The following is an 18,803-nucleotide window of genomic DNA, read 5'->3' as shown; positions in this document are numbered from 1 at the left end:
GCTGTTCCAGTTGCGTGTATATTTTGTCAAATTCCTTAGGTGTTAGCCCGGTGAATGTGTGGAACATCCCGGGCTTTCTTGATAATTTTTCATAGGTCAGCATCTCTACATCCCATCCGATGTAGAATATATATGCTAGGGGTTAAAAATTGCTATTTCGCAAGAGGTCTACTGATACATTTTTTTCACAATTTTTCCGAAATATTCATATATCACATATTCTATTCATTTTTTAGGCGGAGAGATGGGATTGCAAGTATGACTAAAAAATTTTTTCACATGTGCGGTGTTTTACACCTCCGCCGCCTCCCCCATATTATCTACTAAGTACACCAAGATTTATCTCATCAGTATCTTTAAAAATGATTATCTGCTATACTGGTTGATTTTATGAGACTCCTCCTAATTCATAGTGATTATATTGAATACGAAGTTAAAGACAAAGCTATTCCACATCCTGAAGAAATAACGCTGAAGAAGGATATGCTGTCTGAAGCGTTAACAGTTTTTATTGCCGTCGAAAAAACCGATGAAAAAAACCCAACTAAATCAGGACTGGATGCTGTTGCTGAGATTATTAAAACTGCAGAGCAACTTAAAGTCAATAACATTATGGTGTATCCTTATGCTCATTTGTCATCAAATCTTGCCACTCCAAAAAAAGCTCAAGAAATTCTCATGTTCATTGAGGGAGAATTAAAAAAGACGCAGTTTCTCGTGAAACGTGCACCGTTTGGTTGGTATAAGGCGTTTAAAATCTCATGTAAAGGTCATCCGCTTTCAGAGCTGTCACGAGAAATTCTCTCCGTAGGTGAAACAGCAAGTGAAGAAACAGAGTCGCTAAGGAAGGAACGAAAACTTAGTTCCTACTGGTATATCTTAACTGAGGATGGAACCTTGTATGATATTGATCAATTTAATTTTAAAGGACATGAGAACCTTCGAAAATTTTCGTTTTATGAAAAAGAAAAATCCCGTGTCGTTAAACAAGAGCCACCACATGTTAAACTGATGCAAACTCTTGAAATCGCTGATTATGAGCCTGCCTCAGATGCAGGTAATATGCGTTTTTATCCAAAAGGTCGTTTTATTAAAAAATTACTTGAAGAATATGTAACGAGGCAAGTTATTGAGTATGGTGGTCTTGAGGTTGAAACACCGATCATGTACGACATGGATCATCCAACGCTGTCGAAATACTTACAGCGGTTCCCAGCACGGCAGTATCAAATCGAAAGCGATAAACGGAAATTTTTTCTGAGGTTTGCTGCATGTTTTGGTCAATTTCTCATAGCTCATGATGCAACGATTAGCTACAAAGACTTGCCATTAAAACTGTATGAGTTAACGCGGTATTCGTTTCGGCGAGAACAATCAGGGGAACTTACTGGTCTTCGGCGCCTCCGTGCATTTACCATGCCTGATGTGCACGCATTAGTTGCAGATATTGACATGGCGATGGCAGAATTCTTAATTCGATATGATCTCTGTTTACATGTGTTGAAAAATATTGGGATACAAACAACAGATATCGAGATGGCGCTGCGAACAACCAAAGAGTTCTATGAGAAAAACAAACCTTTTATCCTTACGCTTGTAAAGAAATTTGGAAAACCAGTTCTTCTTGAACTGTGGGATGAACGCATCTTTTATTTTATTTTGAAATATGAATTCAATTTTGTTGATCTCTCGGAGAAAGCGTCAGCGTTGAGTACTGATCAGATTGACATTGAGAATGGAGAACGGTATAATATCACGTTTACTGATAAGGATGGGGTAAAAAAACATCCGCTGATTCTGCATTGTAGCCCGTCTGGTGCGATTGAACGTGTTCTATATGCATTGTTGGAAAAAGAAGCAATAAAAATGAGCAAAGGAGAAAAACCGATGCTTCCGCTTTGGCTGTCGCCAACGCAGGTACGATTTATTCCTGTGAACAATGATTTTGTCGTTGATTGTGATCGGTTTGTCGAAGATTTTGCACGACGGTCATCACAGTATCAAATTCGTGCGGATGTTGATGATCGCGAGGAAAGCGTGAGTCGAAAAATCAGAGATGCTGAAAAAGAATGGATTCCGTTTATTGTGGTTGTAGGTGATAAAGAGCGTGCTGAACAGGTATTTACTCCAAGGATACGAGTCAAGGAGCTTGGTGATACAAAGCCATACACACTTGAAGAGTTTCATAAGCTGATTGTCCAGCAAATCAAACAATACCCTCAGTATACCTTACCACTTGCAGTTCATCTATCAAAAAGACCACGGTTCATGGGATAAAAAAGTATGGAGAATCTTGCTAGTATGATTGAGCGAAAAGAGATTCAAAAGATTGTCGATACGTATGATCCAAAAAATCTAACCATCGGTGTTCTTGGTGGCCATTCAGCGCTTGATGTTTGCCGTGGTGCGAAAAAATATGGATTTAAAACGCTGGCGGTGTGTCAGAAGGGACGTGAGAAAACATATTCGAAGTACTACAGAACTCGTGATGATGGACGAGGTTGTATTGACAAGACGATCGTGTTAGATAAATTTTCAGAACTTACGAAACCTGCGATTCAAGGACAATTGCGAAAAGACAATGTAATTTTTATTCATAGTCGGTATTTCTGGGTGTATTTTGATTTTGCTGATATTGAAAATACTTTCAAAGTACCGATCTTTGGGAGTAGATCTTTGTTGAAACTTGAGGAGCGACATATTCCAAAAAATCAGTATTACTTGCTTGAGAAAGCAGGAATACGTTTTCCAAAATTATTCCAATCACCCCATGATATTGATCGCCTCGTGATCGTCAAAGTCAACGAAGCAGCACGAGGGTATGAACGTGCGTTCTTTTATGCGACGAGTTTTGAGGATTATCAGAAGAAAGCGCAGGCGCTTCTTGACAAAAAGATGATTACGAGAGATGCTTTGGAACATGCTGTAATTGAGGAGTATGTGATTGGTGCTCAGATTAATTTTAACTATTTTTATTCTCTTCTTGATGGGGAACTTGAAATCATGGGTACTGATATCCGCAGACAGACGAACCTTGATGGTCTCCTTCGACTCCCGGCAAATGAACAATTAGAAGTTCTGAGATACGTAAGTCCGAAGATTATTGAAACAGGTCATATAGCGGCAACGACGAAAGAATCGATTATTGAACATATTTTTGATCTTGGTGAAAAGTTTGTTCGAATCACGCAGAAGGAATATCCTCCAGGGATTATTGGGCCGTTTGCATTGCAAGGTGCGATTGCTGCTGATCAGGGAAAAGAAGAGATGGTTGTATTTGATGTGTCGATGCGGATACCGGGGAGTCCCTTGACGCTCTTCACACCGCATTCAGGTTATCTGTATGGTGAATCAATAAGTTATGGTGAGCGTATCGCTCTGGAGCTGAAAAAAGCAGTACAGCAGAAACGACTTGTTGAACTTGTTACGTAGCATTGGAGCAGTGAATGATTCGTTGTTCGGTGATAATCGTATTCATGCGTACGTCATGTTTTTCCTCAGGTATATGATCGACAATTTGAAGTTCAAATGCGAGTGCAATTTTTAGTTTGTCTTTTGCCATCATAAGAAGGCGATCGTAATAGCCATGCCCATGTCCAATGCGATTTCCCGAGGGATCAAAAGCTATGCCAGGGACGAAAATAAGGTCGATGTCTTTAAGTGGGATTTCATCGATTTTTTTTTGTTTAGGTTCAAGGATGTGATAGCTTCCTTCTTCAAGATCATCCCATGAGTTGAGTCGCGAGAGAAGTATTTTCTTTTTTTTCGTATCAGTTTTTGGAACAACCACTGTTTTTTCACTGGCAAGGCATGATCGAATGAGATGATGTGTGTTGACCTCATTGTTATATGATATGTAAAACAATATGGTCTGTGCTGCATGGTACTCATCAAGCTGGAGGATTCTACTAGTGATCAACATGCTTTTTGTTGCAACCTCTGCAGGCGGCATTGCTTTCCGTTGTTTGATGATCTTCTGGCGGATTGAGTCTTTCATTAGTACTTGGTATTGAATTGTGTTTGATAAAAGTATAGTTTCCATAGGTGAACAGTATATCCGACGGCATTTGGTGGGACGAGAGTGTCAACTTAAGGAATCAGGTTTTTAATTGAACATTCTATCTGGGCTATTAAACGAAATAGGGAGGGGAATGCTCAATCGCCCGATGGAATTATTAGAAGATAGAACATTTGTACGGCAGCGGACAAACTACGAAAATCAAAGTGATTGCACTCCTTGTTTATCATGCTGGTCTTTTTTATCGGAAGACTAGCGCCATTATAGGAAATATTGAACCGTTCTCCTATGAGGCGCTACGGAAATGGTACACGAAATGTGTCGCCTTCTTTCAACCTCAAAGGAAACAGCAGCAGGTACTCGCTGTGGATGAAACTAAGGTGAAATGGGAAGGACGGCAGATCTATATCTGGAATGCGATCGATGTCGATGATCATGTTGTCCTTGCGGTGTATGTCTCGATTAGTAGGACTTCATTTGATGCGATATATTTCCTGAAGAAAGTCTTGAATTGCTGTAAAAACAAACCATTCACTTCAACAACCAAACTTCCATTAGTTTTTTTTAGGAATCCAATACGGATGTAAGATATCCTCAAATGCTGAGGTCGCTGCAGCAGCACCAGAACCAACCGCAGTCACAATCTGACGTACACCACCGGTTACATCACCAGCTGCATACACTCGAGGGATATTGGTTCGACCAAACCGATCAACCTTAATGAACCCAGAACTATCGACCTCAACACCAAGATCAACTGCGAGACGGTTTTCTGGTTCTTCACCTACAGCAACAAACACTGCGTCTGCATCAATTGTTGATGTCTGTTCATTGAGAAGATTCTTAATACGTACTCCGGTTACCATGTTCTCACCAAGGATTTCAAGAACCATGGTATTCCAGATAACCTTCATTTTTTCACGCATCAACGACTCTTTTAACGGTTGTTCACCGTGAAACTGTGCATCTCGATTCACCACGACCACCTCAGCTCCGAGATTCCTCAAATACAACGTATTGGTCATCGCCGTGTTACCGCCACCGACCACAACCACAGTTTTTCCTTTATACAAAAACCCATCACACGTCGCACAATAACTCACACCACGGCCATACAATCGATCCTCTCCAGGGACACCTAATTTCCGATGCGATCCACCGCAGGCAAGAATCACTGCCTTTCCACGGTAACGATGTTTGGTGGTAAACGCTTCGATGTACCTACCGATTTTAATCTCAACTACCTCTTCACCTTCAAGCACAGGTATATACTCACGCACCTGTTTACTGATCATCTCCATGAGCTGCTTTCCAGGGATGCGAGGAAAACCAGGCCAGTTCTCAACCACGGGAGTGATTGATGCCTGACCACCAGCAACATTTTTTTCAAGAACAACGGTTTTCAAACCACTTCGAGCTGCATACATACCTGCAGTAAGACCTGCAGGACCAGCACCAACAATAATTACATCAGTTTCAATGATTTTTTCTTCAATTGCATCATGATGATGTTCGAGGGGTTGTTGTGGTTTTAAGCTTACTAGCTCTGCGATAAACTGTTCTTCAGGTTGAAACCCTCGACTCATGGTTTGCCCATTGATGACTGTATGCGGTACTGCTCCAACGTTGTATTCTTGTGCTCTTTTCATATGTTCAGCAGCATCAATACATTCACTTGAAACCAGATCAGGTCGTTCTACTGCTGCCCGGAATGCATGAACCACTTGACCAGGACAATACGGACAGGCAAGAGTAACAAAAACCTGAACCGTACGTGGTTCGGTTAAATCTGCAAGGATTTGCTTTGATTTCTTTGATAAACCACTTTTCTGGTGCGACACCATGATGAGCGTTTCTATAAAAGATCGACCCTCCTCGCCAAACGGAGCACCAGTATACCTGATTTGATACTGTTCAGGGTTGAACAGAATCGTCGGAGATGCAGTAACAGCATATTTTTTTGATACCTCATCACCGATAGTATGAACGCTCACCTTGATTTTATCAGATAATCTTTCAAGCTCCTCTAAAAAAATCTTCGTAAGCGTAGTAAATTCATCATTCTCACCTGTTTTTACAAAAAGCTTGAGAAATACCATGTTTTCTAATTCTTTGAACCGTTTTCGTAAAATCTTCTTCACATCTTCAGGTAACGACCAGGCAGCTGCGTTTTCAGACAAACGAAAATCACACTCCTACCGTTTACCATATATTTATGATATATAAAGCTAATCTTCGATAACTTTTTTTCTTGGTAGATTATTTCCAATTCACTAAAATGTTTTCTCGATGAAAAATCGCTTTTGCAACATAAAACAAACCCACGTCAAGCAGGGCATAAAACCCGGTAAACACCAACACCATCACTGGTGAAAGTAAAATAAAACCAGATACCACTGCAAGCATAAGTGCAACCACAGGCATCACCACAAAACCACCAACCTGCTGAGCTGCACGAACATCAGAAACTTTTGAGGAGACAATCACACAGGCAAGGATACTCATCAAACACGCTGTCGGTGCAATCAGCAGAATTGATAACAACCAAATAAGATTCGGGAGCGGAGGGTATCCAAGAAACGGAGTTAACAGTACATCAAGTACGATCACCCCAAGAACAAACGCAAGTAAGGTTGCCCCCATCGACGGTAGAAACGAAGAAAAGATTTTCCCAGCAAGAATCTCACCATCAGTGGTTGGCGTGGCAAGCAACGGCTCAAGACTTCGGTTGTTCTTTTCACCGACAATACTATACGTTGCGATAATCGTCGGAAGTGTAGCAGGGACAATAATAAAAACCATAAGTACCATGTTTAGTATCAACGGAACAACCGTAGTAACTTCTGATGGTTTCTCCTTAGTAAACGTTACTGATGAATCAACTGCGACAATATGATCACCTTCTAATGCAACACCCTTCGATTGAATCAACGTAACATTCCATAGCTGCGTTTGATTCACGTAACTCTGTACGAGTACTGAATTGGTGACCATTGATTCTTCAATATGACAACCGTCAAGCACGGCATGCGAGATAAAACAGTTATACAACGAGCAATTCTTTACTGCCACTCCTTTCACTGTGGTATATTCATACGACTCGTTGGTCATCGGAATGACAAAATCTTCTGGTAAAACACCAGTTTGAACCAACTGGTCAACATCCCACACAGGACCAGTCGATGGCGCCATCGAAAGAATCGGAACCATCATCAGACCTGGAAGAATCACCCCGAGAAGTATCGGCATTGCAATAATCGATCCGATCACGAATTTTTGATGGCGGAATTCATCGAGGTCCTTCTTGGTAATAATCCATGCATTCCTCCGCCGCATCTACTGACCATCCTCCTTGATAAGTTTAAGATACACATCCTCAAGTGATGGTTCTTCTTCGGCGATAAAAACGATAGGAATGCCGTATCTCTGGAGAGCTTCAATGATCCGAGGATTCTCCTCCTCAGGATTCTGAACCGTAAAAACAAGAGTATTTCCTGAAACAGCGTCGAACCGTATCCCATTAATATTTTGAATCTTCGCTCTTAACGAGTCGGTAAGTTTTGCAGTGGTTGTTACTCGAACCGTCCGTGAAAACAAACCCTGTGCAAGACGTTTTGGATTACCAACTTCAATCACCCGGTTTTTCACAAAAGCAACCGTATCACAGATTCGTTCTGCTTCAGAAAGATTATGCGTATTAATAACAATCGTTTTTCCCTGCGATTTTAATTGTATAATATACTCACGAACTGTTTTCGCAGCTTCAGGATCAAGACTAGCAGTTGGTTCATCAAGGAAAAGGTACCGCGGTTCATGAACCAATGCACGAGCAATCGCGATTTTCTGTTTCATGCCTTTTGAAAAACCACTCACCGGTTCATTTCGACGATCCCATAAGCCAAGATTGGATAACAACGATTTAATGGTCTCCTCACGTTTCTGTTTCTCGATGCCATACAGTTGAGCATAATACTCAAGATTTTTATACGCACCAAGCGTCTCATACAAACCTGGTACCTCGGGGAGTAATCCGATCATCTGCCGAATTTTCATTGCGTCCTGCTCAGCAGCATACTCATCGATCTGTACGGTTCCCTTGGTCGGCCGAAGCAAACACGACATCAGACGCATGGTTGTCGTTTTCCCAGCACCATTTGGACCAAGCAACCCAAAAATAACGCCATCAGGAATTGATACGGTGAAATTCTCAATCGCTGTGATATTTCCAAACTGTTTCGTTAGATTGTTGCATCTAATCATAGAAGTTGTACCCCTAAGCTCCACGTGCTCTGAGAATAACACCTGTAGTCGTCGCAGCTATATAAACATACTATCTATTTTGATGAACAACACTGCGAGATATCTGCACACCTGAGGGCGATTGTACTAGAATATCCCTGGAATTAATCGCCATCGGACCTGATCCATAAAGCGTTGATATGCCTCACCATACTGGTGCAAGAGCTGTTTTTCCTCATCAATGATACTTACCATCATGATGGGTACTGCACCGAGTGCAATGAGTACTGCTGCAAGTGAATAAAAAAAGAACGCAAGACCAAAACCAACAATCAACAATGAACAGTAATGCGGATGTCGAATCTTCGTAAACGGGCCCGTTGTCACCAGTTGTCCATGGTAATTTTTCTGCCAAAATAACGACCACGAAAAATAGATATAACATCCGATCAGAAAAATCACAATTCCCAACGCAATACTGACCATCTTTGGAATCGGAAGCTCCCACACAGCATAAAAAGCGGTTAACGGTCCAATCATAATAAGTAACAACAACGGAGCATAATGAATGATAAACAATGCTCGGAGCTCCTTGGGAGGCTTATAGTTCCAAAACATACCAAACAGAATTATTTAAACGAGCCGAATGCCACCTTTGCCGATTTCAATGTTCTGAGGTTTTAACGTATGTTTCGTGCTCCGCATCTTCATCACAGCAAGTTTCCTGCGATCCATAGTTGGATCAAGACTGAGGACGATGACACCATCAGCAAGAAATTCAGAGAGCCCATCTCGAGATAACAGCGTCGAATTCGTCGGAAGCTCTGAAGTGACCATCGAGGTACATGTTGCGGTTTCTAACACATTCATGATGTAATGAAGATGGAGCCGTCGAACCGGCACGTTTTCACCAGCGGCAAACTCCTGCGGTTCAATGATGCTGATATCTTTTGAGAATTCCAGGTTGTTTATATAGATTGGCATCTCTGAAAGCGGTGTGATCGAATCAAGAACCACGCGGCTGTAATTTCCTGAGAGGATTTCATTAGTCATGGTTTCATAGATGAGTTTTTTATTGATGTTGAGAAAGAGGAACTTGATTTGACCTTTGTCAATAGCAGGTTGAAAATCCAACCCAATCTCAGTCATTTGAGCAAGAAGTCCTTCAACTTTTTTATCAAGGGTCAGAAACAAACATTTCTCGCCGTCGAGAACACCTTGATAGAGAAACTGACAGCAGAGAATCGTCTTTCCACTCCCGGGGGGTCCTGATACAAGCGTAATTGTTCCCTTTGGAATGCCCCCTGAGATGATATCATCAAGACCTGGGACACCGGTTTTTAACCGTTCGAGCTTTCCTACTGTTGTTTTTTCAATTGTTGTTAGAGGCATAATCCATGAATAGCATTGCGTGTATAATTATTTTGTCCTCAAGAGTCGTATGCTCAGATCATCTAAAAAGCGTGCCACATATTGGCATATATTAATTTTTATGAAAATGTTTATATATTTATAAATATAAATATATCATTAGAACAAAAACAACAACAATGGTGGTAGCATGACACAGCACAGAGCACGCATCTGGATCTGGGTTCACAACGACCACATCTACAAAGCAATCACAAACCAAGAGACAGGTTCCCTCACGATCTATGATGAATACGACAACATCATCCTCCGAAGAACCGGATTGTCCAAACAACAAATTAAAACCATCGAATGCCTCTTTGCTACGTACAACCTTAAACAGATCGACGACCACAAAGAACCATTCACCTACCTCTAACAAAAAAAACAACGGACGATACCCGCACTCTTTTTTTATTGTAACGATACAATCTTATCTGGAAATACCTTGATTCCATCGACTGAGAGATCCAGTGCAACCACCCGACGTTCGTGGTTTGTATACCGCATCTTTAACACCTCAACTGCATGTTCACGCCGATCCTTTCTCCGGATACTATACAACACAATAATACCATCTGCTAAAAACTCCTCAATTCCCGTATCACTAAAACGCGTCGGCATCTGCTCAGTCTCCGTAATCAAAAACGACGTCGCATTGGTTTCTTCAAAAAAACTAAACAACTGCTGCAGATACACCCGATAATTTTTCTCTTTACTGATTGATGCTGAAATAACCGCAGTAAGCGAATCAACGACAATTAACTCAGGATGGAAATCCTTTGGGATAATCAACGGCTTGATCTTATACGACACCTCAGTTGCTGATCCGGAACCCCCAAGCGACCCAAACTTCATCCGAAGAATATCAAGCGGGTTAATCTTCTGAATCAACAACCGTCCCTCATCAATATGTTTTTTCACATCCCACCCAAAAATCTCCATACTTCGCACGATCTTCTCAATACTTTCCTCAAAACTCACATACATACAATTTTTCCCTGACGCAACCAGATTAAAACAGGTCTGCCTGCACAACGTACTTTTTCCAGTCCCGGTTCCCCCTGCAATCAACACTGAGTTCCCCCGCGGAATGCCTCCTTCAGAAAAAAGACTATCAAACCCACTAATACCGGTTCGCAACACCCGCGATGCTTTTTTTTCAACAACTTTACTTTCTGTCATAGCACCCGACTATGTTTTTCCTTAGGCAATGGCAAGAACCATTCTATTTAATCCAACCGATACCAATCTGGGTATAAATATAATAATATGAGAGGTACACATTTATCCTTTTTGTCTTCTCCGTAATTTCAAGATACGTTGTCCCTACGTCGTACTGCACATTACTTGACAAACGGCTCTGCATCGCTTCATACCATGCATTTGGATACCGTGTTCGAATATAGATACTATTGGCATCAGGAATTGAAACTACTTGACCTTTCGACCAATTCGTTCGAATAAAGCATTTTCCATTTCCTGACGTCATATTCTTTCCAGAAATTCCTTTGATAATGGGTAACGTCCAATAAATATCAAGATCATTCGTTCGATTCACAACATGGATTGAAGGATCAACCCGCATCACAGGTTCACCACTCGCCTGCGCAACAATAATTCCTCCGCCTTCCAAAATATAACTTTGATCAATGAAATAATAATTCTCAGATTCATACTGAATTGAGGTTAACGGACACACAAAATAATTGTACGAAATATTCAGATATGAATCGTTATACTCATACGTCCGTAACGTCCCAGAAGACCCAACTGTCACAAAATACGGAAGCTCCCGACTCCCCAACGTAATCATTGTCGAAATCGGAGCTGATGAATTCGTAATCGCCTGCAAATCAATCATTGATTTCAAAGTTGCAAACTGGTTTGAAATCTGATCCATATGCTCTGCTTCTCGCTGCTCCATCACCTGCGGGATATACTGCAGTTGAATCACCGATATCACAATTGCTACAAGCGCAACGAGGAGCAATGCTTCGATAACCCCAGCTAAACCATTCCTATCAAATATTGCTCTGCTATGTCGCATCTCTCCGCCACCCTGATATCTCACCCTAGAACTTATAGTTTTCTTCTCACCATTGAACTGGTTACCGTTTCTTACACAGATACAGGACCACAACAACCACACCCGCAATCACCCCGAGCGGAACACCAACAATGACCACGAGTGGAATCTCGGGTAGAATGGAGAAAAATGATGATCCAGCGGCATTGTTTTGACTATTTGTATCTCCAGCATCGATCATTGCAATCGTGGTATTACATACCGTCGCCCCATTCGTATCTTTAACTGTTAACACCACAAGGTACTCTCCCTGAGCAGAATAGATATGCGTACAAATTTTTCCTGCTCCTTGACTTCCATCACCAAAATCCCACTGGTAGTCAACAAGAGTTCCATTCTCATGATAACTCTGCGATCCGTTGAACACAACAGCACCACCAACCGTTCCAACGTAGGGTCCGCCCGCAACCGCGTACATTTTTTGAGATGATGAGACCTGCTGCTCAAGAATAGTCAGTGTCGTCGAAACCTGTTTTGACCATTTCCCTTCATTATCTCGTACTTGGAAGTAAATCGTATGACGACCTACAGAAAGAGCGGGGGCCATACATGTTGCCTGTGATCCGATCTCCCCGTCAATGCTTGAAATCCACCGCCATTCCACAATTGTTCCATCATCATCAACTCCCTGACCACACAAGGTAATATGATCACCAGCGACACCAGGGTTCGGTTCAATATACTCGATACGTGCGACTGGCGCTTTATTCTGCGGTGGATTCACCGTTAGCGTTGCTGTTTTTTCAGATGACCATGCGCCTTCATTATCCTGAACTTTAAAATAAATCGTATGAATTCCCTGAGAAAGCGTCTTAATGCTCAGTGAACTACCAGTTCCAAGAACACCATCGATACTTGACCGCCAGTGGTACGCCACAATCCACCCATCAGTATCAGCACCAGTTCCGGTCAACAGTATGGTTTCACCATAACAACTTGGATTCGGGGTGATCGACGGCTGATATGCAATTGGTTTCTGATTTGAACTACCACCTGGATTCTGAGTTGATTCTCGGAAATATCCCAACGGGTACATATCCTGATTCGTACCCCCAGGTATTGAATAGGGAACATCGCCGATTCCATTACCATCGCTATCATAGTTATTGTAATTGTCCCAGTAATTCCCCTCAGAACCACGATACCATGTATTAGTCCCAGGGTCATACGCATGAACCCCATTTGAGGTGAAATCATTTCGATACAACTGGTTTCCAGTTGATTGAACAATATATACTCCATATTGCGTATTCCCTGAGATCGTATTCTCGCAGATAACGTTAGTATTTGACCCTAAATAAAGATGAATGCCCTTCTGATTTTCCTGGATCACGTTACTCTGGATGGTATTTGCTGTAGACAACGTCAGACTTATCCCTGCCCCTTTGTTGTTCAAAATGATATTATTACTCACAGTTATTCCTGAGCAATGATACAGCTGGAGGCCATCACTCTGCTCACTTGCACTCAACCGCATATTTGTTATTGAACCATCCCGTAGGTATGAACACGCAAGGGCGTCATACCCTTGACCGACCGCATTTCGAATCGTAAAACCGGAAACGTGCACCGTAATAGATGCTGCTTCAGTTCCTTTGATTTCAACAATATGACCACCAGCGCCATAGGTAATCACCGTCGTCTCCCGATTTTCACCGGTAAGTGTCAAATCCTTTGTAATCACGAGACGCTCAGAATACAAACCCTCAAAGACAAAAACCGTGTCACCAGGAGCAGCCGCAGTAATCGCATCTTGAATTTTTTCATACGGTTGTCCTGGTCCAACGTACAGCGTTGTCCCAGATGCCTTCGTTGGTTGATGAGGAAAGAACACACCAAGAAACAGCACTACAGCACCAACGATCATACCGAATTTTAATCTCTCAACTACTTGATGTGTTTTCACAGTCCATCTCTCTCAGAATCTCTCGAAGAATATTCATATCATTTTTTCTCAGTAATACTATTTAAAGCTGCGCTGACAAAATACCAAAATGGAAAACACCCCTGGCACTTTTTCAGGGGAAAAAACCAGCACAAGAACGAGCATGCTGAGGGTTATACGCCCTCAACAAAAAACGGTTCTTTATCATAGGTTGCAGCCATTTCTTCTTTAATTACTTCAGCAAGCCTCCTGATCCCTTCACGGAGTACCTCATCATCGGAATACGAAAAATTCAACCTCATCGAATTATAATTACTCCCATCAGGGAAAAACGCGTCACCAACCACATATGCAACTTTTTTTGCAAGAGCTTTTTTAAACATCAACCGTGTATTGATTTGTTTCGGTAGCGTCACCCATAAAAACATACCACCCTTCGGCACCGTCCATTTCACATTCTTTGGGAAAAACTCCTCGAGTGCTTGGATCATCACATCACGTTTATGCTTGTACAATCTCCTGATATGTTCAACCTGCTGATCAAGATATCCACCAGCAATATACTCATAGGCAACATACTGGGTAAATACATTTGAACAAAGATCCATAGATTGCTTTGTCAATGCAAACTTATTGATGATATCTTCAGAGGCAATCACCCAGGCAAGTCGGAAACCAGGTGCCAGAATCTTTGAAAAGGTGCTGATGTATACTACTCGCCCTCGTTTATCAAATGCTTTAATTGGCGGAATTGGGTCACCTTCAAAGATAAGATCACCGTACGGATCATCTTCGATAATGAGAAAATCATATTCAGAGGCAATCTCAAGGAGTGCTTTTCGATCTTCAAGAGAGATGGTTTCTCCAGAGGGGTTTTGAAACGTTGCAACGGTGTAATAAAATTTTGGGATAATGCCGGTTCGATGAAGTCGTTTCAGATTTCGTCGTAACGCCTCAATGTCTATACCTGAACTGTTCATTGGGATTGCTTCACAGTTTGCCTGATATGCATGGAACGCCTGCAACGCACCAAGGTACGTAGGAGCACTTGTTAGATACATGTCGCCAGGGTCTAAAAAATTAAACGCAGTTAGAGATAAGGCTTGCTGGGCACCGCTCGTAATCAGAATGTCATGCATCTGACAATCGATGCCTTTTTTTTCTTGCATCCGTTTCGCAAGTGCACTCCGAAGAATTGGTAGTCCCTCAGTTGTTCCATATTGTAAAGCGTTCAAAATATTGGTTTTGAATACCTTTTCAATGCATTCATGGATGATCTCAACTGGAAATGCCTCGGGATTTGGCAACCCGCCACCAAGTGAGATAAACCCTTCACTTTGTGTTAACTTCAGTAATTCTCGAATTTCTGATGATTTCAGGGTTTTTGAACGTCGTGAAAACAAACGATCGTAATTAACCACCATAAAATGACCCTACCGTGTAAACAACTTCTCTATTATAAAAGTTGGCAAACACTGTTAAACCTCTGATGACAGCATTTTTCCTTTCCCGATAAGATGCAGTTTTTTTGCATTCAAATCAAACAGTAAGAACGTATCGTCTTTTGAAAAACCAATCAGCCGATCCAATTGGATTTGTAAGGATTCATGAGAAACAGCAGTAATCGTTACAGGTACGGTCTGCATACCTACGGTAACATGGAAAACACCGTTTTTTACCTCAGGGTAAAATTTGTTTTTTTGAAAGGAAAGCAAACCTGTTGAACTTGTTTGAATACTTCCTGGTGAACACAGTATGCATCCTCGTTTCAACTCATCAATACTTGCTCCTTTCAACGCAAGACCTACACGGGCACCAGCAGGAGCAGTCTCAAAATCAGCATCTTGCATTTGAATCGAACGAACCAGGATCTCTTTACCACCTGGCGTTAGGAGTAATTTATCATGTTTATGAACAACTCCTTTTTTTACAAATCCAAGAATAATTTCACCAACACCCTTAACAGTAAATGCATGATCAATTACCACAATTGGTGGACTAGTATTGTCTCGCTCTGGGTTGATCTGCTCAAGCAACCCCATGATTGTATGAAGATTTCGTTCAACAATCGGAAAACCTGCAAGGCTGGTATCTTGTAGTAACCGTTTCATCTGAGTTGTATCTGAAAACGCAGGAACCACGATTAAACCTTTGTTGATACCTACTGCATCAAGCAGGAGAATTGTTTCTCCAACCTCTGCAGAAAGCGTTGAACACACAATAATTGCTGCATCAATACTTTGAATAATCTGGGTTTTCGATGAAAGCTTATCACCAACAGGATGCATAAATGTATAGATGCAATCCTGTGTTTTTTTATGACACAACACAATATCGCTTTCAGTTCCTTTTTTGCCAAGTTCTCGACCAAGGTTTTCATCATGAAAAATACCAACAGAAAGATGTCTCATAACAGCCTGCAAACCATAACTCTTTCATAAAGCCTATGGTTCTCAAAAAAACTTGATTCAATCGTATGCTATCGCATAATTTAATGATTTTTTTCAACGTGCTGTTTCTATGGTTTCAAGTTCCTGCTGTTTGGTTTCATAAGGATGAAAGAACACAACCAGAACAACAGGAATCAGTGATATTAAACCTGCAGCACCCCCAGAAAAGCTCCATGCCTGGAGAAATACTGAGAAGAATAGCTGCGAGAGCAGGACCGATAATATATGAGATACGTGCAAGTGCAGTTGTCCATCCCATGCAGATTCCTCGCCGCTGGGTTGGGAAAATCTCAGGGATATACACAATGATCCAGACATACGAAAACCCGATACAAAAACCAGCCCCCATCATAAACAGAATTGCTACAAACAGTGGTATGATACCAATAAAACCCATGCAGATGCTAAGGCCGACACTGCCGATGAGTAATCCTTGTTTTCTACCGATTTTATCCATGAGCCATCCTCCAAGCAGACCGCCAATCATCATCATGGTTAACCCACCAAACAGGACTAATGACCATTCATCCAGAGAAAAACCATGGATGTCTCTGAAGAAATGCCCTGACCAGACGAGAAGCATAGAAACAATCAGACCGCACATCCAGATAACCGATGAGAAAACAATGTACTTGAGATCTCTGCGAGTAAGCTGATGAAAACCAAAACCTGCTTTCTGCGGTAAACCTTGTTTTCGTTGTTCTTTGATGAGTTCAAAACGCTTGGTTTCCTTCATAAATAACCACATGATAAGAACCGGGAGCATATAGATGAACATGAAACCATACATCCATTTCCAATGCAGACCAAGACGCATGAGAAGAGGTGGTATGACTGCTTGGATTGGTATCATGCTGATGAAATACACAATTGATGCGAGTTTTGCTCGTTGTTCCTTAGGTGCTTCTTCACTGATTGGAATTGTCCACATGTTTGAAACAGCGGCAAAGGTGATGAATGCTAAGAAAACCATGAACAGATGAAAACTTGGGGTTGCATACACCATACCAAGAGCGGATACACCAAGGATCAGGATAAGAATAAGGATTGATTTTTTCCTGCCGATCAGGTCATTTAATCCGTTTAACAGAAAGATGAGCAGAGTTGGGAGAAAATAGATGGTTTTCCACCAGGAGTATTCACTATCAGTTACCTGGTATTCTTGCAGTACATAGGGTATAGCTGTGGTTTCGATAAACGAAAGATACTGATCCATGAGTGCAACAAGAGCCATAAACACGACAAGATAGATGAGATACTTCCTGGAGCGATTTGTTGAAACCGTGGGTTGTACTGCGGATTGTTCCACAAAGATACCTTCAAAAAGAGGGATATACGATACGTCTTTATTAACCCAGAATAATATAGTTTTTTTTGTTCTGTAAATGGTATGTTTTTCTCCTGATGGTGCTCTTTTTCATTTTGGTATTTTACCTCGAAAACTATATAAAGTATGCAAGAGAAAGTATATCATGATAAAATATATCAATAAAAGGTGGGTGAGAGAAAAATGAATGTTTTAGGTGCAAAGGAAGTAGCAATATCAACGGCCATCATTGCAATTGGTGTTTTGTCATATGCAGTCCGACCTGCGTTCTGATATTACGCAGGACAATTAGTAAAAAGAATTATTTTAAAAAAAATCAGGCAGCCAACGTTCTTTATGATGACATGTATCAATCATAAGATTCTGTTTTTTGATCGCATTTGGAAATTGTGTAGCTATTTGATCCATAATTTGTGTTAAGATGTTTGCATTTTGAACAATTAATTCTAGTTGTAAATCCGCCCATCCTAGAGCGATATCAATATATTCTAATGATGGTAGGTTTTTTAGATATTCGATTATTGCGTGTTTATGTTTCAGATCTTTAAGATAGATGTCAACTGCGAATTTTTCTAGGTTTAATTTTGATATGTCGATGTTGATGCGGAATGCTTGGATGATGCCGTTTTTTGTGAGGTTTTGTATTCGGTAATTGATGGTTTGTGAGGAGCAGCCTATTTTTTCTGAAAGTTCGATTATTGGTATGCGTGCGTTTACTGCAAGTTCGTTTAAAATATTGTAATCGATTTCATCGATTTCAACAGGTTTTCCACCACAGGCTACTTGATACATAAGTCTGTTGGATGTATCTTGTTCATCAAGTAATAAAAACGATTTTTTATATGAGTTAACATATACTAAAATCGAAATAGCTGAATTAGCAAAATACTCACCGTATAGTTCTACTGTTTTTTCCCAGAACTGATAAAACTCATAAATATCATTAACCCATACAACAACATCTAAATCAATTTCTCCTTTAACCGAAAGTACTGCCCATGAGTTTTTATAGTTCACGAAATGCTGGATGATTTCATTTTTTTTATCTGTTGTAACGTATTGAAAATTGATATAAATTCGGTATACGTTGTATCCGAGTTTGAAGGTGTTGATTGCCGTCCAGAAGTTTTTGATGATGCCTTCGTCTTGCATGCGTTGTATTCGGTAACTGACGACATCTTTTTTGAGTCCTACTTTTTTTCCAATTTGATTTAATGATTGTCTGGCATCTAGGTCAAGTTCGTAGAGTATTTTCCGATCTTTAGCATCAAGTTTAATCATATCTTCTTCCAAGCATGAAACCACTCTGACTATTTTAGTATTTTTCCACTTCTAACCGTCAAGGAAAACAAGGTAAGCAATGACAAAGGTGGGTGAGAGAAAAA

The 18,803-nt window shown here is 41.0% G+C and carries 17 protein-coding genes; 4 read left to right on the top strand and 13 right to left on the bottom strand.

Annotated elements, in window-relative coordinates:
* Positions 1–390: 390 nt before the first annotated feature.
* Both QXL17_06680 and QXL17_06675 read left to right on the top strand, forming a co-directional pair.
* Positions 391–2,277, top strand: a complete 1,887-nt coding sequence (locus QXL17_06680) for a threonine--tRNA ligase (GenBank protein ID MEM4258817.1) — start codon at positions 391–393, stop codon at positions 2,275–2,277.
* 6 nt (positions 2,278–2,283) lie between these two features.
* Complete coding sequence (locus QXL17_06675) at positions 2,284–3,432, top strand: formate--phosphoribosylaminoimidazolecarboxamide ligase family protein (GenBank protein MEM4258816.1); 1,149 nt, start codon at positions 2,284–2,286, stop codon at positions 3,430–3,432.
* On the opposite strand, the gene QXL17_06670 is transcribed toward QXL17_06675, so the two are convergent.
* The gene (locus QXL17_06670) at positions 3,425–4,042 is read right to left on the bottom strand and encodes a 5-formyltetrahydrofolate cyclo-ligase (GenBank protein MEM4258815.1); all 618 of its coding nucleotides are present in this window, start codon (positions 4,040–4,042) and stop codon (positions 3,425–3,427) included. The genes QXL17_06675 and QXL17_06670 overlap by 8 nt on opposite strands.
* A gap of 149 nt (positions 4,043–4,191) precedes the next feature.
* Between QXL17_06670 and QXL17_06665 the strand changes: the two genes are divergently transcribed.
* Complete coding sequence (locus QXL17_06665; protein MEM4258814.1) at positions 4,192–4,605, top strand: DDE-type integrase/transposase/recombinase; 414 nt, start codon at positions 4,192–4,194, stop codon at positions 4,603–4,605.
* Here QXL17_06665 and QXL17_06660 read toward each other — a convergent pair.
* The 5 genes from QXL17_06660 to QXL17_06640 all read right to left on the bottom strand — a co-directional run bounded on the left by QXL17_06660 (position 4,573) and on the right by QXL17_06640 (position 9,649).
* Positions 4,573–6,198: an FAD-dependent oxidoreductase gene (locus QXL17_06660; protein ID MEM4258813.1), complete on the bottom strand. Its 1,626-nt coding sequence runs from the start codon at positions 6,196–6,198 to the stop codon at positions 4,573–4,575. The two genes, QXL17_06665 and QXL17_06660, sit on opposite strands and share 33 nt — an antisense overlap.
* Before the next feature lie 79 nt (positions 6,199–6,277).
* Positions 6,278–7,354 (bottom strand): ABC transporter permease subunit, encoded by a 1,077-nt coding sequence (locus QXL17_06655; GenBank protein MEM4258812.1) that lies wholly within the window; start codon positions 7,352–7,354, stop codon positions 6,278–6,280.
* Positions 7,355–8,278, bottom strand: a complete 924-nt coding sequence (locus QXL17_06650) for an ABC transporter ATP-binding protein (GenBank protein MEM4258811.1) — start codon at positions 8,276–8,278, stop codon at positions 7,355–7,357.
* Positions 8,279–8,404: 126 nt separating this feature from the next.
* Positions 8,405–8,836: a methyltransferase gene (locus QXL17_06645; GenBank protein ID MEM4258810.1), complete on the bottom strand. Its 432-nt coding sequence runs from the start codon at positions 8,834–8,836 to the stop codon at positions 8,405–8,407.
* A gap of 54 nt (positions 8,837–8,890) precedes the next feature.
* Entirely contained in the window at positions 8,891–9,649 is a 759-nt protein-coding gene (locus QXL17_06640; GenBank protein MEM4258809.1) for an ATPase domain-containing protein, read from the bottom strand.
* Between the two features lie 169 nt (positions 9,650–9,818).
* Here QXL17_06640 and QXL17_06635 point away from each other — a divergent pair, with 169 nt between their 5' ends.
* Complete coding sequence (locus QXL17_06635; GenBank protein ID MEM4258808.1) at positions 9,819–10,046, top strand: hypothetical protein; 228 nt, start codon at positions 9,819–9,821, stop codon at positions 10,044–10,046.
* A gap of 35 nt (positions 10,047–10,081) precedes the next feature.
* Here the strand turns inward: QXL17_06635 and QXL17_06630 are convergent, their stop codons facing one another.
* The 7 genes from QXL17_06630 to QXL17_06600 all read right to left on the bottom strand — a co-directional run bounded on the left by QXL17_06630 (position 10,082) and on the right by QXL17_06600 (position 18,699).
* A complete protein-coding gene (locus tag QXL17_06630; GenBank protein MEM4258807.1) occupies positions 10,082–10,852 on the bottom strand; it encodes an ATPase domain-containing protein in 771 nt (256 codons plus the stop codon).
* Between the two features lie 43 nt (positions 10,853–10,895).
* Entirely contained in the window at positions 10,896–11,717 is an 822-nt protein-coding gene (locus QXL17_06625) for a hypothetical protein (protein MEM4258806.1), read from the bottom strand.
* A gap of 61 nt (positions 11,718–11,778) precedes the next feature.
* Positions 11,779–13,662 (bottom strand): PKD domain-containing protein, encoded by a 1,884-nt coding sequence (locus QXL17_06620; protein MEM4258805.1) that lies wholly within the window; start codon positions 13,660–13,662, stop codon positions 11,779–11,781.
* 152 nt (positions 13,663–13,814) lie between these two features.
* Positions 13,815–15,065, bottom strand: a complete 1,251-nt coding sequence (locus QXL17_06615; GenBank protein ID MEM4258804.1) for a PLP-dependent aminotransferase family protein — start codon at positions 15,063–15,065, stop codon at positions 13,815–13,817.
* A gap of 54 nt (positions 15,066–15,119) precedes the next feature.
* Positions 15,120–16,052 (bottom strand): EF-Tu/IF-2/RF-3 family GTPase, encoded by a 933-nt coding sequence (locus QXL17_06610; GenBank protein ID MEM4258803.1) that lies wholly within the window; start codon positions 16,050–16,052, stop codon positions 15,120–15,122.
* A gap of 136 nt (positions 16,053–16,188) precedes the next feature.
* A complete protein-coding gene (locus QXL17_06605) occupies positions 16,189–17,400 on the bottom strand; it encodes an MFS transporter (GenBank protein ID MEM4258802.1) in 1,212 nt (403 codons plus the stop codon).
* 324 nt (positions 17,401–17,724) lie between these two features.
* The gene (locus QXL17_06600; GenBank protein MEM4258801.1) at positions 17,725–18,699 is read right to left on the bottom strand and encodes a winged helix-turn-helix transcriptional regulator; all 975 of its coding nucleotides are present in this window, start codon (positions 18,697–18,699) and stop codon (positions 17,725–17,727) included.
* Positions 18,700–18,803: the final 104 nt, after the last annotated feature.

It is taken from the genome of Candidatus Thermoplasmatota archaeon (assembly GCA_038884455.1).
In the GTDB taxonomy this organism is placed as follows: Archaea; Thermoplasmatota; E2; order DHVEG-1; family DHVEG-1; genus JAWABU01.
Note: the sequence above shows the minus strand (reverse complement) of the source record. Positions and strands in the feature narration are given on the sequence as shown.

What these genes read in the sequence shown, in the direction of transcription:
- QXL17_06680 (MEM4258817.1), top strand. Translation starts at nt 391, where the DNA reads ATGAGACTCCTCCTAATTCATAGTGATTATATTGAATACGAAGTTAAA.
- QXL17_06675 (MEM4258816.1), top strand. Translation starts at nt 2,284, where the DNA reads ATGGAGAATCTTGCTAGTATGATTGAGCGAAAAGAGATTCAAAAGATT.
- QXL17_06670 (MEM4258815.1), bottom strand. Translation starts at nt 4,042, where the DNA reads ATGGAAACTATACTTTTATCAAACACAATTCAATACCAAGTACTAATG.
- QXL17_06655 (MEM4258812.1), bottom strand. Translation starts at nt 7,354, where the DNA reads ATGCGGCGGAGGAATGCATGGATTATTACCAAGAAGGACCTCGATGAA.
- QXL17_06650 (MEM4258811.1), bottom strand. Translation starts at nt 8,278, where the DNA reads ATGATTAGATGCAACAATCTAACGAAACAGTTTGGAAATATCACAGCG.
- QXL17_06640 (MEM4258809.1), bottom strand. Translation starts at nt 9,649, where the DNA reads ATGCCTCTAACAACAATTGAAAAAACAACAGTAGGAAAGCTCGAACGG.
- QXL17_06635 (MEM4258808.1), top strand. Translation starts at nt 9,819, where the DNA reads ATGACACAGCACAGAGCACGCATCTGGATCTGGGTTCACAACGACCAC.
- QXL17_06630 (MEM4258807.1), bottom strand. Translation starts at nt 10,852, where the DNA reads ATGACAGAAAGTAAAGTTGTTGAAAAAAAAGCATCGCGGGTGTTGCGA.
- QXL17_06625 (MEM4258806.1), bottom strand. Translation starts at nt 11,717, where the DNA reads ATGCGACATAGCAGAGCAATATTTGATAGGAATGGTTTAGCTGGGGTT.
- QXL17_06615 (MEM4258804.1), bottom strand. Translation starts at nt 15,065, where the DNA reads ATGGTGGTTAATTACGATCGTTTGTTTTCACGACGTTCAAAAACCCTG.
- QXL17_06610 (MEM4258803.1), bottom strand. Translation starts at nt 16,052, where the DNA reads ATGAGACATCTTTCTGTTGGTATTTTTCATGATGAAAACCTTGGTCGA.
- QXL17_06600 (MEM4258801.1), bottom strand. Translation starts at nt 18,699, where the DNA reads ATGATTAAACTTGATGCTAAAGATCGGAAAATACTCTACGAACTTGAC.